The organism is Pseudomonas sp. FH1, assembly GCF_000510895.2.
GTDB classification, from domain to species: domain Bacteria; phylum Pseudomonadota; class Gammaproteobacteria; order Pseudomonadales; family Pseudomonadaceae; genus Aquipseudomonas; species Aquipseudomonas azotoformans_A.
Map to the genome: position 1 here is coordinate 160,540 of NZ_AOHM01000025.1, position 15,781 is coordinate 176,320.

At 58.5% G+C, this 15,781-nt stretch carries 17 protein-coding genes; 8 read left to right on the plus strand and 9 right to left on the minus strand.

Annotated elements, in window-relative coordinates:
- Positions 1 to 3 precede the first annotated feature (3 nt).
- The 3 genes from trpD to H096_RS10825 are packed head-to-tail and all read left to right on the plus strand — an operon-like array spanning position 4 to position 2,584.
- Positions 4 to 1,053, plus strand: a complete 1,050-nt coding sequence (gene trpD / locus H096_RS10815; protein WP_010206948.1) for an anthranilate phosphoribosyltransferase — start codon at positions 4 to 6, stop codon at positions 1,051 to 1,053.
- Positions 1,050 to 1,886, plus strand: coding sequence for an indole-3-glycerol phosphate synthase TrpC (trpC, locus tag H096_RS10820; RefSeq protein ID WP_033898136.1), 837 nt, complete (start codon positions 1,050 to 1,052; stop codon positions 1,884 to 1,886). Before trpD ends, trpC begins: the two co-directional genes overlap by 4 nt.
- A gap of 2 nt (positions 1,887 to 1,888) precedes the next feature.
- Positions 1,889 to 2,584, plus strand: coding sequence for a lipoate--protein ligase family protein (locus H096_RS10825; RefSeq protein ID WP_033898137.1), 696 nt, complete (start codon positions 1,889 to 1,891; stop codon positions 2,582 to 2,584).
- Here the strand turns inward: H096_RS10825 and crp are convergent.
- Positions 2,581 to 3,225, minus strand: a complete 645-nt coding sequence (gene crp / locus H096_RS10830; protein ID WP_033898139.1) for a cAMP-activated global transcriptional regulator CRP — start codon at positions 3,223 to 3,225, stop codon at positions 2,581 to 2,583. The genes H096_RS10825 and crp overlap by 4 nt on opposite strands.
- Before the next feature lie 247 nt (positions 3,226 to 3,472).
- Here crp and H096_RS10835 point away from each other — a divergent pair, with 247 nt between their 5' ends.
- Positions 3,473 to 3,895 carry an OsmC family protein gene (locus H096_RS10835; protein WP_005792019.1) on the plus strand — a complete coding sequence of 141 codons (423 nt, stop codon included), beginning with the start codon at positions 3,473 to 3,475 and terminating at the stop codon, positions 3,893 to 3,895.
- Between the two features lie 65 nt (positions 3,896 to 3,960).
- On the opposite strand, the gene coq7 is transcribed toward H096_RS10835, so the two are convergent.
- The 6 genes from coq7 to hemJ all read right to left on the minus strand — a co-directional run bounded on the left by coq7 (position 3,961) and on the right by hemJ (position 8,406).
- On the minus strand, positions 3,961 to 4,608 hold the full coding sequence (coq7, locus tag H096_RS10840; protein ID WP_033898140.1) for a 2-polyprenyl-3-methyl-6-methoxy-1,4-benzoquinone monooxygenase: 648 nt from the start codon (positions 4,606 to 4,608) through the stop codon (positions 3,961 to 3,963).
- Positions 4,609 to 4,725: 117 nt separating this feature from the next.
- Complete coding sequence (locus tag H096_RS10845; RefSeq protein WP_010206940.1) at positions 4,726 to 5,064, minus strand: histidine triad nucleotide-binding protein; 339 nt, start codon at positions 5,062 to 5,064, stop codon at positions 4,726 to 4,728.
- 46 nt (positions 5,065 to 5,110) lie between these two features.
- The gene (locus H096_RS10850; protein WP_033898141.1) at positions 5,111 to 5,899 is read right to left on the minus strand and encodes an SDR family oxidoreductase; all 789 of its coding nucleotides are present in this window, start codon (positions 5,897 to 5,899) and stop codon (positions 5,111 to 5,113) included.
- 64 nt (positions 5,900 to 5,963) lie between these two features.
- On the minus strand, positions 5,964 to 6,920 hold the full coding sequence (locus H096_RS10855; RefSeq protein WP_033898142.1) for a DUF805 domain-containing protein: 957 nt from the start codon (positions 6,918 to 6,920) through the stop codon (positions 5,964 to 5,966).
- A gap of 70 nt (positions 6,921 to 6,990) precedes the next feature.
- Positions 6,991 to 7,953, minus strand: coding sequence for a nitronate monooxygenase family protein (locus H096_RS10860; protein ID WP_033898144.1), 963 nt, complete (start codon positions 7,951 to 7,953; stop codon positions 6,991 to 6,993).
- 24 nt (positions 7,954 to 7,977) lie between these two features.
- Positions 7,978 to 8,406: a protoporphyrinogen oxidase HemJ gene (gene hemJ, locus H096_RS10865; protein WP_033898145.1), complete on the minus strand. Its 429-nt coding sequence runs from the start codon at positions 8,404 to 8,406 to the stop codon at positions 7,978 to 7,980.
- 135 nt (positions 8,407 to 8,541) lie between these two features.
- Between hemJ and argC the strand changes: the two genes are divergently transcribed.
- The 3 genes from argC to erpA all read left to right on the plus strand — a co-directional run bounded on the left by argC (position 8,542) and on the right by erpA (position 11,729).
- Positions 8,542 to 9,576 carry an N-acetyl-gamma-glutamyl-phosphate reductase gene (gene argC, locus H096_RS10870; protein WP_010206935.1) on the plus strand — a complete coding sequence of 345 codons (1,035 nt, stop codon included), beginning with the start codon at positions 8,542 to 8,544 and terminating at the stop codon, positions 9,574 to 9,576.
- A 206-nt stretch (positions 9,577 to 9,782) separates the two neighbouring features.
- Positions 9,783 to 11,165, plus strand: a complete 1,383-nt coding sequence (locus H096_RS10875) for a hypothetical protein (RefSeq protein ID WP_051422003.1) — start codon at positions 9,783 to 9,785, stop codon at positions 11,163 to 11,165.
- Positions 11,166 to 11,378: 213 nt separating this feature from the next.
- Entirely contained in the window at positions 11,379 to 11,729 is a 351-nt protein-coding gene (gene erpA / locus H096_RS10880) for an iron-sulfur cluster insertion protein ErpA (RefSeq protein ID WP_003176443.1), read from the plus strand.
- A gap of 68 nt (positions 11,730 to 11,797) precedes the next feature.
- Here erpA and H096_RS10885 read toward each other — a convergent pair whose 3' ends face one another.
- Together H096_RS10885 and H096_RS10890 are read right to left on the minus strand one after the other, a co-directional pair.
- On the minus strand, positions 11,798 to 12,889 hold the full coding sequence (locus tag H096_RS10885; RefSeq protein WP_033898146.1) for an anhydro-N-acetylmuramic acid kinase: 1,092 nt from the start codon (positions 12,887 to 12,889) through the stop codon (positions 11,798 to 11,800).
- 3 nt (positions 12,890 to 12,892) lie between these two features.
- Complete coding sequence (locus H096_RS10890) at positions 12,893 to 14,311, minus strand: peptidoglycan DD-metalloendopeptidase family protein (protein WP_033898148.1); 1,419 nt, start codon at positions 14,309 to 14,311, stop codon at positions 12,893 to 12,895.
- A 208-nt stretch (positions 14,312 to 14,519) separates the two neighbouring features.
- Between H096_RS10890 and tyrS the strand changes: the two genes are divergently transcribed.
- Positions 14,520 to 15,719, plus strand: a complete 1,200-nt coding sequence (gene tyrS / locus H096_RS10895; protein WP_033898150.1) for a tyrosine--tRNA ligase — start codon at positions 14,520 to 14,522, stop codon at positions 15,717 to 15,719.
- The last annotated feature ends 62 nt before the right edge of the window (positions 15,720 to 15,781 follow it).

Genomic DNA, 15,781 nt, shown 5'->3' on the forward strand with positions numbered 1-15,781 from the left:
TCCATGGATATCAAGACTGCCCTGAGCCGTATCGTCGGCCACCTGGACCTGAGCACCGCTGAAATGAGCGATGTGATGCGCGAAATCATGACCGGTCAATGCACCGACGCGCAGATTGGCGCGTTCATGATGGCTATGCGCATGAAGAGCGAAAGCATCGACGAGATTGTCGGCGCCGTATCGGTGATGCGCGAGTTGGCGGACAAGGTCGAACTCAAGACCCTCGACGGCGTGGTCGATGTGGTCGGTACTGGCGGTGATGGTGCGAACATCTTCAACGTGTCGACGGCTTCTTCGTTTGTGGTCGCGGCGGCGGGTTGCACCGTGGCCAAGCACGGTAACCGCGCAGTGTCCGGCAAGAGCGGCAGCGCCGACCTGCTGGAGGCGGCCGGGATCTACCTGAACCTGACGCCGGTACAAGTGGCGCGCTGCATCGACAGCGTCGGCATCGGCTTCATGTTTGCCCAATCCCACCATGGTGCGATGAAGCACGCCGCAGGCCCGCGCAAGGACCTCGGCCTGCGCACCCTGTTCAACATGCTCGGCCCGCTTACGAATCCGGCCGGTGTGAAACACCAGGTGGTGGGCGTGTTCAGCCAGGCACTGTGCCGGCCATTGGCCGAAGTACTGCAACGCCTGGGCAGCAAGCATGTGCTGGTGGTGCATTCCAAGGACGGCCTGGACGAATTCAGCCTGGCGGCACCGACCTTTGTGGCGGAGCTGAAGAATGACCAGGTCACCGAGTATTGGGTCGAGCCGGAAGATCTGGGCATGAAGAGCCAGAGCCTGCACGGCCTGGCGGTGGAAAGCCCGGCGGCCTCACTGGAGTTGATTCGCGATGCCCTGGGGCGTCGCAAGACTGAGAACGGTCAAAAAGCTGCCGAGATGATAGTGTTGAATGCGGGTGCTGCGCTGTATGCGGCCGACCACGCCTATAGTCTTAAAGAAGGTGTCGCCTTGGCCCACGATGCGCTGCACACCGGTCTGGCTCGCGAAAAGCTCGAAGAGCTGGGAGCATTCACCGCAGTATTCAAGATGGAGAATGAAGGATGAGTGTGCCGACCGTTCTGGAAAAGATCCTGGCCCGCAAGGCCGAAGAAGTGGCTGAGCGTCGTGCCCGCGTGACCCTGGCCGAGCTGGAAGCCCAGGCGAAGATCGCTGATGCTCCGCGTGGCTTTGCCAATGCGTTGATCAAGCAGGCCAAGGAAAAGCAGCCGGCCGTCATTGCTGAAATCAAGAAAGCTTCGCCGAGCAAGGGCGTGATTCGTGAGATCTTCATTCCTGAAGAGATCGCCAAGAGCTATGAGAAGGGCGGTGCGACCTGCCTGTCCGTACTGACTGATATCGACTATTTCCAGGGTTCCGACCTGTTCCTGCAGCAGGCCCGCGCCGCGTGCAAGTTGCCGGTGATCCGCAAGGATTTCATGGTCGACCCGTATCAGATTGTCGAAGCTCGTGCCCTGGGCGCCGACTGTGTGCTGTTGATCGTCTCCGCCCTGGATGACGTGAAGATGGCGGAACTGGCGGCCGTGGCGAAAAGCGTTGGCCTGGATGTGCTGGTAGAAGTGCACGACGGTGACGAACTGGAACGCGCCCTCAAAACCCTCGACACACCGCTGGTGGGGGTTAACAACCGTAACCTGCACACCTTCGAAGTCAGCCTGGAAAACACCCTCGACCTGCTGCCGCGCATTCCACGCGACCGTCTGGTGATTACCGAGAGTGGTATCGTCAACCGTGCCGATGTGGAGCTGATGGAGATCAGCGGTGTTTATTCGTTCCTGGTGGGCGAGACCTTCATGCGTGCCGAGAACCCAGGGGCCGAATTGCAGCGCCTGTTCTTCCCGGAGCGTGGCGTGGCGGTCAGCGGTTCGACCCTGGATTGATGATGACTCAGCCGGTGGCGATGACTGTCGAAGCAGGGCTTGCCGCCGAACAAGACCTGATGGCGGCGGTTTGCGCGGGTGAGCGGGAATATGGGTTGCTGTTCTGGCAACCCAGCGACCAAGCCTTGGTCATGCCACGTCGTTTGAGCCGCTTGCCGGCTTTTGAGACCGCCAGCCAGGTTTCCGCGGATGCCGGTTGGCCGGTATTGCTGCGTGAAACCGGTGGAGAACCGGTGCCGCAGTCGAGTGCCACGGTCAACATCGCCCTGGTCTATGCTCCGCCGCGCAGCGAAGGCGATCAGAACCGTATCGAAACGGGTTACTTGCGTTTGTGCCAACCGATCTGCGATTTGCTGATCGAGTTGGGAGGCGATGCGTCCGTCGGTGAAATCGACGGCGCGTTTTGCGACGGCCGCTACAACGTCAACCTCAACGGCCGCAAAATGGTCGGCACCGCCCAGCGTTGGCGGCAAAGTGGTGGGCGCCCGGTGGGGTTGGTGCACGGTGCGCTGTTGCTGGAAAACGATCGCGACGAGCTGATCGCGGCGGTCAATCGCTTCAATGAAGCCTGCGGCCTCGACCAGCGGGTGCGCGCCGACAGCCACATTGCCTTGCACGAAGCCTTCCCCGCGCCGGATGCGATCAGCCGGCTGGACACCCTGTACCGCAAAATGCTGGCCAGTTTCCTGCCGGTTTAGCGGGTGCCAAACACCACCATCGTCTTGCCTTTGACGTGTACCAGGTTGCGCTCTTCCAGGTCCTTGAGCACGCGACCGACCATCTCCCGTGAACAGCCGACAATGCGCCCGATTTCCTGACGCGTGACTTTGATCTGCATTCCGTCGGGATGCGTCATGGCGTCGGGCTGCTTGCACAAATCCAGCAGGCAACGGGCGACTCGTCCCGTTACATCAAAAAATGCCAGGTCGCCGACCTTGCGCGTGGTGTCGCGCAGACGCTGGGCAATCTGGCCGCTCAGGGCATAGAGAATGTCGGGATCGTGCTGGGAAAGCTCGCGGAACTTGGCGTAGCTGATCTCGGCCACTTCGCATTCGACCTTGGCGCGCACCCAGGCGCTGCGCTCCTGTTCCTTGCCAGCTTGTTCGAATAGCCCCAACTCCCCAAAGAAATCCCCGGTGTTCAGGTAGGCGATGATCATTTCACGGCCGTCTTCATCTTCGATCAGGATGGTGACCGAGCCTTTGATGATGAAGAACAGCGTTTCGGAGCGTTCACCCGCGCAGATGATGTTGTGCTTGGCCGGGTAGCGGCGTCGCTGGCAATGCATCAACAGTTTGTCGAGATTCTTGATCTTGGGTATGGGAGTAAGGGCAACCATGGTTGTATCCCGAAAAGACTGCGCTAAATAGTTTGAGTTGTTGTATTCATCGGGTATCGGCACTGATACGCGCTGTATAAAGGGTGGCATTACGCCATCGATTTGGCGTCAGCTTAACAGACACATTCTGACTCGATTAGCCAATTTTCCTTGCAAACCCTGCTATTGATCGCTTTTGTTGGAAACGCTGACGCAGGCGGGCCCTGTGCTAAGCTGGCGACCCTTTTTTAGCAGTGGAGTCTGGGCGATGAAGGCACGCATCCAATGGGCGGGCGAAGCCATGTTCCTCGGTGAGTCGGGCAGTGGCCATGTGGTGGTCATGGACGGCCCGCCGGAAGCCGGTGGCCGTAACCTGGGCGTACGTCCGATGGAAATGCTCCTGCTGGGCGTAGGCGGTTGCAGTAATTTCGACGTGGTCAGCATCCTGAAAAAGTCCCGCCAAGCCGTGGAAAGCTGCGAAGCCTTCCTGGAAGCCGAGCGCGCCACTGAAGACCCCAAGGTATTCACCAAGATCCACATGCATTTCGTGGTTAAGGGCCGGGCGCTGAAAGAAGCCCAGGTCAAGCGTGCTATCGAGCTGTCAGCCGAGAAGTATTGCTCGGCGTCAATCATGCTCGGAGCGGCCGGTGTGGCCATCACCCATGATTACGAAATCATCGAGTTGGGTTGATCGCTCAATCGGAAGGCAAAAAGAAAGGGCACTGTGATAGCGCCCTTTTTTTCGGTTCGATGCATTCAAATTCTATAGGTGCTTTTGGTCATGACTTTGGCCAAGAGACTCATACCGAACCGCACCGGCGCGGGGAAGCGGAAACCCCCCGCATCCAACGCGCTTTCGGCGTGGTGTTCTTCATCGATGCGCATCTGCTCAAGAATCGCCCGGGACTTTTCGTCCTCGACCGGCAGTTGTTCCAGATGCTCATCCAGGTGTTTGCACACTTGATGTTCGGTGGCGGCGACAAAACCCAGGCTGACTTTGTCGCTGATCAGGCCGGCAGCGGCGCCAATCCCGAACGACAAACCATAAAACAGCGGGTTCAGCACGCTCGGGTGACTGCCCAGTTGGCGAATGCGTTGCTCGCACCAGGCCAAGTGGTCGATTTCTTCCTCGGCGGCATGTTCCATGGCGGCACGGACCTGCGGCAGCTTGGCGGTCAGGGCCTGGCCCTGGTACAGCGCCTGGGCGCAGACTTCGCCGGTATGGTTGATGCGCATCAGGCCGGCGACGTGGCGGGTCTCGGTCTCGCTCATCTGGGCGTCGGGCTGCACAATCGCGGGCGAAGGGCGGTACGGCTGACCACTGAACGGCAGCAGCGTACGCATGGCCATGTCGGCTTGCAGCAACAGACGGTCAATCGGCGAGTAGTGACGTTGGGTAGTCATGCTGACCTCCGGGAAGAATCTCGGCGGCCAGTTTACCGCAAGAGAGGGGGAAGCGTTTGCGCTGCGTCAAGGGCATGGGGTCGCAGCCTGGGGCCGCGACCTTTGCTGAAGGGCAGATCAGCCCGGCGGCCAGTTCATCTGGCGCTGACCCAGCACATGCATATGGATGTGATAGACGGTCTGCCCACCTTTCGGGTTGCAGTTCATCACCACCCGGAAACCTTCTTCACAGCCTTGTTCCACGGCCAGGCGCTGGGCGGTGAACAGAATATGACCGGCCAGGGCTTTATCTTCTTCGGTCAGGTCATTAAGGGTCGGGATGTGTTTCTTGGGAATGACCAGGAAATGCACAGGCGCCGCCGGGTGGATGTCCTTGAACGCCAGGACTTGATCATCTTCGTAGATGATATCCGCGGGTATTTCTCTGTTGATGATCTTGGTGAACAGAGTATCCACAGCTGTTTCTCCATTATGAATGTGCAGGGTGAGTGTACTCAGCCAATCAACGTGGGCAATAGGCCTTGTTGATGGCGCCGGCGATCTTGCGGGTCAGCCAGCGTGGGCTGAAGCGCGGGCTGAAGGCGATCCAGCGGTTACGGCGGCCAGGGATGATGATGGCTTTGTTTTTATCCAGGGCGCGCACGGTGTAGAGCGCCACTTCTTCGGGGCTCATCAGCTGTTGGCTGCGGTCGAGCTTGGCGGTGTCCATCTGCGCGGTGCCGAAGAACGCGGTGCGAGTAGGGCCGGGGCAGAGCACCGAGACCTTGATGCCGCAGGTCTTCAATTCCTCACGCAAGCCTTCGGAAAAGTGCAATACATAGGCTTTGCTGGCGTAGTAAGTGCTCATCCACGGGCCGGGCTGGAACGCCGCGATGGACGCCACATTGAGAATCTGCCCGCCGCCGTGCAGCGCCATGGTGTTGCCAAGGGCGTGGCACATACGGGTCAAGGCGAGGATGTTGACCTCCATGAGGTCTTGTTCGGTCATCCAATCCTGGGCGAGGAATGGCCCGCTGGTGCCGATGCCGGCGCAGTTCACCAGCAGGTCGATCTGCCGCTCGCCTTCCTCAAGCTCCAGCAGGAACCCGGACAAGCGCAACGGCTCGCCCAGGTCGCAGGCCCGGAACAGCACCTCGACGCCAAAGCGTTGGGTCAACTCGATTGCAATGCTTTCCAACTGATCACGCTGGCGGGCCACCAGAATCAAGCTGCGGCCGCGACGGGCCAGGGCTTCGGCCATGGCCAGGCCGATGCCGCTGGAGGCGCCGGTGATCAGAGCGTAACGGGTCATGCCTTTCTCCATCGCAACGCCACCGCGCCTGTGACAAAGGCATCACAGGCCGGGGGGCGTTTCTTCACTGTTCTGGAGAGTCTACAGGTTCGCCCGCTTCGTCAGCACTCTGCGCTTCGTCTTCTTCGACGGTGGTGGCTTGGTCGGCATCTTCATCGGAGGTGATGGAGCTGCTTTCGTAGCTGCTGTCCATGTTGGCTTCGAGCTGGTTCAGGTAGCCGTTCATGCCCAGGGTTACCACGATGGCAAGCATGACCGGGATAAACGCCAGCCACAGGGTGGCCAGGACTTTTACCGCCGTGGAGTTGCGTGGTGGTGGCGCGCCATACTGGTTGGCGCCTGCATTGCCCGGCAATACCAGCAGCAGGATCGGGAAGACACTGTTCACCAGCGGAACCAGGTTGAGGAAGTACAACCAGCCAGACCAGCCCAGGTCGTGCAGGCGCTGCACACCGATTTGCACACTGACCCAGACCAGCGCAACAAACAGCCCGAGGCCTAGCAGTACACCAAGAATGGTCCCCGCCGTTGGCGAAGCGGTGGCAACGGCAAAGCTGACGGTGCTGATGATGCCGCCCGCAACCAGCAGTGTGAGGGTCAACACCAGGGTCCAGGCGAGGTATCGCAGTCGACCGATGCGCCCGTGGATAGTGAACACCTTGAGGGTGGCGTATTCCGGCAGGTCATCACCCACGGCGGAACGTGGTGGTGCGTAAGGTGAAGCTGCAGGGCGCGAGAAGTTGCCAGAGTCCGTTTCGTGAGTTTCGTCCAGGCTGAAGGCCACGGGCTGTTCGGGTTCAATGCGCGCATCGACCCCGGCGTTTTTCAGTGCGGTGAGGTAGGTTTCCGCATCCGGGCGCGACAGGTCACGTTTGAGCGCGACCGGGCGACCGGTGAAGAGCTTCTCGATGGCTTCGACGTCGCTCTTGAACAGCTCGGCCAGGTTCAGCTTGGCCGTGGTGCTTTCGACACCCGGGAGCAAGGCTCCATCAAACACGATCTTGAAACGGTTGTCGCTCATGCGGGCTTCCTTGTCACTTGATTCAGGGAGGTAGGGCAGGCCGGCTCAAATGGCAGGCCTTGCGGTTGGGTCAGCGCGGCCAGCGCAATTGAGCGGCCTGTTCGCGGGCCTTGCGGTATTCGGCATCCAGACGGGCAACCAGTTCATCGACGCTGGGCAAATCATCAATTTCACCGACACCTTGGCCGGCGGACCATACAGTCTTCCATGCCTTGGCTTCGTCGCTCAACGGCTTGAGCTTGGAACCGAAGTTGACCTCGCCTTTGCCTTGCAGGGCGGCGAGGTCGAAACCGGCGTTTTCCAGGCTCTGGCGCATGAAGCTGGCGGGCACGCCGGAGACAGCGGGAGTGTGCACGATGTCGGCGGCGCGCGATGTGAGCAGCATCTCTTTATAGGCATCCGGGGCGTGGCTTTCGGTGGTGCCGATAAAGCGCGTGCCGAAATAGGCAAGGTCTGCGCCGAGCAACTGGGCGGCGAGAATTTCGTGCCCGTGGTTGAGGCAGCCAGCCAACAGCAAGGTTTTGTCGAAGAACTGGCGAATCTCCGCAATCAGCGAAAACGGGCTCCAAGTGCCGGCATGGCCACCGGCGCCGGCCGCAACGGCGATCAGGCCATCGACGCCGGCTTCGGCAGCCTTCTCGGCATGGCGTCGGGTGGTGACGTCATGAAACACCAGGCCGCCATAGCTGTGTACGGAGTCTACCAATTCCTTCACGGCGCCCAGGCTGGTAATGACGATCGGCACTTTGTGCTCGACGCAGATCGCCAGGTCCGCCTCCAGCCGTGGGTTGCTGTGGTGCACGATCAGGTTGACGGCGTAGGGAGCGGGGTTATCCAACTGTGCCAGGCCCGCTTCGATTTCCTCCAGCCAGGCCTTGAACCCGCTGCTTTCGCGTTGGTTGAGCGCCGGGAAACTCCCGACCACCCCATTGCGGCAGCACGCCAGGACCAGTTGCGGGTTGGAAATCAGGAACATCGGCGCCGCCACGACGGGCAGGCGCAGGCGTTGTTCAAGCAGAGCGGGCAATGACATTGGAGGTACCCCGAGTAATTGAAATTAGAACGGTTTGACCACGACCAAAATTACGATAGCCAGCAATATCAGAACGGGCACTTCATTGAACCAGCGATAAAAGACATGGCTGCGGGTGTTTTCGCCACGGGCGAAGCGTTTTACCTGCGCGCCGCACATATGGTGGTAGCCGATGAGCAGTACGACGAGTGTCAGCTTGGCGTGGATCCAGCCGCCCGAATGAAAGATGCTCGGGTTCAGGTAGATCAGCCAGCCGCCGAAGATCAGCGCGGCAACCATCGCAGGCCCCATGATGCCGCGGTACAACTTGCGCTCCATGACGCTGAAACGCTCCTTGCTGACGGTGTCCTCGCTTTGGGCGTGATAGACGAACAGGCGTGGCAGGTAGAACAGCCCGGCAAACCAGCAGACGATGCTGATGATATGGAAGGCTTTGACCCATAGATAAAGCATTTTTAGTTATTCCCAGGTTCACGGTAGCCGAGATAGTAGTGGCTCATGCGCCCGTACGTCACGTTGACGGTTGTCGCAGGACGATACGGCCCCTATTATCGACGGCTTTCCAGTGGGTTCGTTGAGGGCAGGTTTATGGTCAAGGTCGGTATCGTCGGCGGCACGGGTTACACCGGTGTCGAATTGCTGCGTCTGTTGGCACAGCATCCGCAAGCAGAGGTGGTGGTCATCACTTCCCGATCCGAGGCCGGGCTGGCCGTGGCCGATATGTACCCGAACCTGCGAGGCCACTACGACGGTCTGGCGTTCAGCGTTCCGGACATCAAGACCCTGGGCGCCTGCGACGTGGTGTTCTTCGCCACCCCGCACGGTGTTGCCCACGCATTGGCCGGTGAACTGCTGGCGGCGGGCACCAAGGTGATCGATCTGTCGGCGGATTTCCGTCTGCAGGACGCTGATGAATGGGCCAAGTGGTACGGCCAGCCTCACGGTGCGCCGGAACTGTTGGAAGAGGCGGTGTATGGCCTGCCGGAAGTCAATCGTGAGCAAATCAAGCAAGCGCGCCTGATTGCGGTGCCGGGTTGCTATCCGACCGCGACTCAGCTGGGTTTCCTGCCGTTGCTGGAAGCTGGGTTGGCGGACGCTTCGCGCTTGATCGCAGATTGCAAGTCGGGCGTCAGTGGCGCCGGTCGTGGTGCCGCAGTCGGATCGCTGTACTCCGAGACGTCGGAAAGCATGAAGGCCTATGCAGTAAAAGGGCATCGTCATTTGCCGGAAATCCGCCAGGGGCTGCGTCGCGCGGCGGGCAAGGACGTGGGCCTGACCTTCGTGCCGCACCTGACGCCGATGATCCGCGGTATTCACTCGACGTTGTACGCAACCGTGGTTGATCGCTCGGTAGACCTGCAGGCGTTGTTTGAAAAGCGTTACGCCAATGAGCCGTTCGTCGACGTGATGCCGGCCGGCAGTCATCCGGAAACCCGTAGCGTGCGCGGTGCCAATGTGTGCCGGATTGCGGTGCACCGTCCACAGGATGGCGACTTGGTGGTCGTGCTGTCGGTGATCGACAACCTGGTCAAGGGCGCGTCGGGCCAGGCGGTGCAGAACATGAACATCCTGTTTGGCCTGGATGAGAAGCTGGGCTTGTCGCATGCAGGCATGTTGCCATAAGCCTATAAAAATCGAACAAGGCGCCTCGCGTTAGTAGGCGCCTTGTTCAGCCACCGCTCATAGTCTCTCACAACACTTCACGGGAACCTCTTTCCCGCCTTCGCCACTCATATTGTGCTGTTCTTCACTAACAACCATGGATTCGGTGATAGAGCATGGTGCTGATGATGTCTTTAAAAGACGCACTTGGCACTTGAGAGGCTAATATGCTGATTCGCAGTCACTCCCTACCTAATATTAATACCCATGAAACTGCTATTGATTTGTCGAAAGTTAAACTTTCAGACAATAGGCTGCAGGCGGTCGCCGCAGTGTTTTCCTATAACCCTTCCGGGACTAAAGGGGCCAATCTGGATGAGAATGAAAATGTCGTCGTAGCATCAGGATCTGTGCCGCGTGCGTTGAATAGTGTCCCCATTCGTTTGAAACCCAATCCTCTCTGGATCAACCCAGAGACCAGGCTTGCGTGTAAATACTCCCCGGTCAAGGTGCCTGAACCGGCCCATGAAGGCGTCAGCCAAAGCATGCGGACGGTGCTTCATAACCGAATCGAAACCTGTAGAACTCTTGCCGGGGAGCGGAGTTTCTCGGGGGATAACAGCAATTGGCTTTCCTTCATTAGAGGCCCTCAGTTAAAAGAGGCTCATTTCAATCAAGATACTGTTCCCGCGCTCGTCATCAGTGGCGGTAGCGCAAATAAGCTTGCGGCGGATTTGCGCAACGAGTACAGCCTGGCATGGCATCCCAAGAACATGCGGGTTGGGTTGGATGGTCGTTCCGATCCGGTCTTTCTCATCGTCCATAAGTTGGATTACCCGACTTATACATCAGTATTGAGCGATGCATTGGAGTCTTATCCAAACCTGAGAATCATCGGTTGGGACGGAGGAAAGTTGACTGGGTTTGGCGCTGCGCGTGCTGCGGCACTTGGGTTTGCTGACTCATTACCATGGAGGCCTGAGCGCTTAATGATGATTGATCAGGATGTGGTGACGACAGAGCAAACCAGGCATTCAAATCCTGCGGTACGCCGTAGAGTCGAAAACCTGCATCAAGCGACCAACCAGCCTGTAGTTGGATTCGGTGTCGGCTACCCGACACGACAAACGCCACCCCTCCCGTTTAGAGATACTGAGCAGCCGAAACCGTCGGATTGGGACGGGCCCGCCGAACAGTTTGTTTCCCTCCGCGCGCCTTATCGTAGGAATAGAGGCGATGGTATTTATGACCCCTATATGGTGGCGGGGGGCGAAGACATGCTCATGAGTAAAAAACTTGGCTTAAGCAAAGAGGGCCGTAATACAGCGCAGGTTCAGGAGAAAATTATAAAGAAAGAGCTCAAAGGTCCGCCGGACGTGCCTAACACTTATTGGAGCGAGGGGCGTGTCCAGACGTTAAAGGCGCTCTTTGAGGCGGAAAAAAACACGCTGGTCGCGTTCGAGGGAGAGAGCATGACGCTTGATAGTCTGATGTCAAAATTCGCAGGTAATGGGTGGGTTTCAGCTCACCCCAGCGTTGACTCGTATACAGCTGCTGCCTGCATCGTCGAGCGTATTATTTTGCGGCTGGCGTCAGAGTCGCGGCTGTGATCGACGAATCAGCCTCGCATCTGGACTCACCCTGCATGGCGCCGGCCGGATTCTGTGTTGAGCACGAGCAAACCTGCCGTCAGGTGAGCCCCAAGTGCCTTTCATACCGATGATGCGTTTGATATACCGTAACAATAGTTGACCGCTTTTCTAGGAGAAGCGGATAATGCCGCCATTACGCATATGGCGGCGGTACGCCGGGAGATTATCAGCATGAGCGTTGAATCCTTCACCCCCACGGCTTTGCAATTCACCCACGGTGCTGCGCACAAGGTGAAGAGCCTGGTCGATGAAGAGGGTAATGATCGCTTGAAGCTGCGCGTATTCGTTACGGGCGGCGGTTGTTCAGGGTTTCAGTACGGTTTTACCTTCGATGAAGATGTGGCCGATGATGACACCATCGTTGAGCGCGAGGGCGTGAGCCTGGTCGTGGATCCGATGAGCTTCCAATACCTGGCAGGTGCCGAGGTGGATTACCAGGAAGGTCTGGAAGGTTCGCGTTTCGTGATCAAGAACCCTAATGCCACCACGACCTGTGGTTGCGGGTCTTCGTTCTCGATCTGATCTGTAGCGCATACAAAAACGCCGCTTGGCTGTGATAGGCCAAGCGGCGTTTTGCTGTCCGGGTATTTTTAGGCGGGGTAGATCGCGCCCAGTACCCGAAGCCCGCGTGCGCCGGTGACGCTAGGGCGGTTGGCGGCGATGCCTTCGAGGCAGCAATGCGCCAGCCAGGCGAAGGCCATGGCTTCGACCCAGTCGGGGTCCACGCCGTAAGTGGCGGTGCTGCTGACGTGGGTTGACGGTAGTAGAGCGGCCAAGCGATTCATTAGTGTGGCGTTGTGAGCGCCGCCACCACATACCAGCAATGTTTCTGTCTGGGATTGGGCCGACTGTAGGGACTCAACGATCGTCAGGGCGGTCAGCTCAAGCAGCGTTGCCTGCACATTCTGAGGCTCAAATACAGGCAAGCGGCCAAGGTGTTGGTGCAGCCATTGCAGGTTGAACACTTCGCGGCCAGTACTCTTTGGGCCTTTGGTCACGAAGAAGGGGTCGCTGAGCAGGGCGTTGAGCAACGTTGGCTCGACCTTGCCGCTGGCTGCCCACTGGCCATCGCGATCAAAGTGTTCGCCGCGTTGTTGGTGAATCCACGCATCCAATAGGACGTTGCCCGGGCCGCAGTCGAAGCCGGCGACAGGCTTGCCGGTCTCGATCAGGCTGAGGTTACTGAAACCTCCCACATTCAATACTGCACGGTTACCAGTGTGCTCACCAAACAACGCTTCGTGGAAGGCGGGCACCAGCGGGGCGCCCTGGCCACCGGCGGCCACATCGCGGCTGCGGAAATCGCTGACCACGGTGATATCCGTCAGCTCGGTGAGCAAAGCCGGATTACCGATTTGTACGGTAAAGCCTCGGGCGGGCTCATGGCGGATGGTCTGGCCATGGCTGCCTATCGCACGAATGTCCCGGGGCTTGAGGTTTTGTTGATCGAGTAGAGCGTGAATACCTTGTGCGGCCAAGGTCACCCATTTCTGTTGGGCAATGGCGGAGCGGGCGATTTCATCCGGCCCGCTGGCGCATAGGGCAAGCAACTCGGCGCGCAAGGTATCTGGCATTGGGATGTAGTGCGTGGCGATCAACTTGATCGCCGGGTATTGCTCGATCAAGGCAATGTCCAGGCCATCGAGGCTGGTCCCGGACATCACGCCTACATAGAGCGGCATGCCTTAACGCTTCGCCGAAGCCAGCAGGGTGGAGCGCTCTTGATCCATGCGCACCATCAACGGCTGGCTTTGTTGCATGAAGCGGGCGCGCTCTGCCTTGGCGATCGGGTCGGCCATCGGCAACTTCTGGCCCAGTGGGTCGACGTGGACGCCATTGACCTGGAACTCATAGTGCAAGTGCGGTCCAGTGGACAGGCCGGTAGTGCCGATATAGCCGATCACTTGGCCTTGCTTCACGGTACCGCCGGTTTGCACACCCTTGGCGAAACCTTGCATGTGGCCGTACAGCGTACGGTAGGTGTTGCCATGCTGGATGATCACGGTATTGCCGTAACCGCCGCGACGACCTGCCAACAGTACCTTGCCGTCGCCGGCAGCCTTGATTGGCGTGCCACGCGGGGCCGCATAGTCCACACCTTTGTGGGCGCGGATTTTGTTCAGAATTGGATGCTTGCGACCCATGGAGAAACGCGAGCTAATACGAGCGAAGTCCACTGGGGTGCGGATAAAGGCCTTGCGCATGCTATTGCCGTCGGCGGTGTAGTAGCTGCTGTTGCCTTGTTTGTTGGTGTAGCGCACGGCGGTGTAGGTCTTGCCGCGGTTGGTAAAGCGGGCGGAGAGGATATTGCCAGTGCCGACGACCTTGCCGTTGGCGACTTTCTGCTCGTAGATCACGTCAAATTCGTCGCCTTGGCGGATGTCCTGAGCGAAGTCGATGTCGTAGCCGAACACGCTGGCCATGTCCATGGTCATGCTGTGGGACAAACCGGCGCGGGCTGCGGATTGCGATAGCGAGCTGTTGATAACGCCGTGTACGTAGGCGGAGCGCATCACGGGTTTGGTGGTGATGCGATTGAAGGCAAAGCCCTTGGCACCTTTGGTCAGGGTGATGCTTTCGAGGTCGCTGACATTGCTGTGCAGGTTGTGCAGTTGGCCGTCAGGTGTCAGCTCGAATTCAAGTTTCTGGCCGTGTTTGAGCTGGGTAAATTGCTTGGCCTGCTTGTCGCTGGCCAATACTTCATTGACGGTGGCAGCAGGGAGGCCGACTTTCTCAAACAGGGTCGACAATGTGTCGCCCTTGGCCACGATCACTTCGCGGTGTTGTGGGTTCTTGGCTGTATCGGCGACCGGCGCAGACGGCTCTTGGGCGGCTTGCTGGGTGTCTTCCGGGCTGCTTTCTATCTGGGCGAACGGCGATTCGGTCGGTGCATTTGTGGCTTGTTGCGCGTCGGAAGCGTCTTGATCTTGTGTCAGTTGTTCAACTGGACTTTCCAGGTCAAGGCTCAGGGATGTTCGTTTGGCTTCTACGTCACTGGAAGGGAATACCAGGAGTGCCAGGCTGAGAAGGGCGGCGATACCACTTGCGGCGAGCAGGTGGGTCTTCGGGTAAAGCGGCGGCGCTTTAGACGGTTCAGTGGTCATAGGTAATTTGACTTTGAAGATGAAATGGAAAAGATGAATGACATGATGAAGATGAAATAACTGTATAAAATATAACCAAATCATCTGTGGCGCAAGCTCGCGAACGCTGGGCTTGCTGAACGGTGTCCGTTCGCAGGGCAAAACTTGTAATTAGTCCCTGATCTTGTATGGTTGGTTCCCTTTTGAATCTGAGCCTTGCGGGTCTGTTATGAAGTCGGTTGAAGAGCAGCTAGCGCTGATAAAACGTGGTGCGGAAGAACTGTTGGTCGAAGCTGAGCTGATCGAAAAGCTCAAGCGTGGCCAGCCCCTGCGTATTAAGGCTGGCTTTGATCCGACTGCGCCGGATCTGCACCTGGGCCATACCGTGCTTATTAATAAGCTGCGCCAGTTCCAGGAGCTGGGGCATCAGGTCATCTTCCTTATAGGTGACTTCACCGGGATGATCGGTGATCCGAGCGGCAAGAGCGCGACGCGCCCGCCGCTGACGCGTGAGCAGGTGCTCGATAACGCCGAGACTTACAAGACCCAGGTGTTCAAGATTCTCGACCCGGCCAAGACCGAAGTGGCATTCAACTCCACTTGGATGGACAAGATGGGGCCGGCGGACTTCATTCGTCTGACGTCCCAATACACCGTTGCGCGCATGCTTGAGCGTGATGACTTCGACAAGCGCTACTCCACCAATCAGCCGATCGCTATACATGAGTTCCTCTATCCGCTGGTTCAGGGTTATGACTCGGTAGCGTTGCGTGCGGACGTTGAGTTGGGTGGCACCGATCAGAAATTCAACCTGTTGATGGGGCGTGAGCTGCAGCGCGCGTATGGGCAGGAAGCTCAATGCATTCTGACCATGCCGTTGCTCGAAGGGTTGGATGGCGTCAAGAAGATGTCCAAGTCCTTGGGCAACTATGTCGGTATCCAGGAAGCGCCGGGTGTGATGTACGGCAAGCTGGTCTCCATTCCGGATGCGCTGATGTGGCGTTACTTCGAGTTGTTGAGCTTCCGCTCGATGGATGAGATCAATGCGCTGCGTGCTGAAGTAGAGGCGGGCGCCAATCCTCGTGACGTGAAGATCAAGCTGGCCGAAGAGATTGTTGCGCGTTTCCATGGTGAAGAGGCTGCTGCCAATGCTCACCGCGCCGCGGGTAATCGCATGAAGGATGGCGAGCTGCCGGATGATCTGCCGGAGATTGAGTTGTCTGCTGCCGAGGCAATGCCGATCGCGGCTGTGCTCAATAAGGCTGGCCTGGTTAAGAACTCGGCCGTTGCACGCGACCTCTTGGGTTCCGGTGGTGTGCGTATAGATGGTGAGGTTGTGGATCGCACCTTTATATACGAGCTGGGCGCTACCCACGTTTGCCAGGCTGGCAAGAAGGCCTTTGCGCGCATTACGCTCAAATCCGAATAAAACTGAAATTAGGTGTTGACGGCGAATTGTAACTGTCTATAATTCGCCCCACTTCCGGCGCA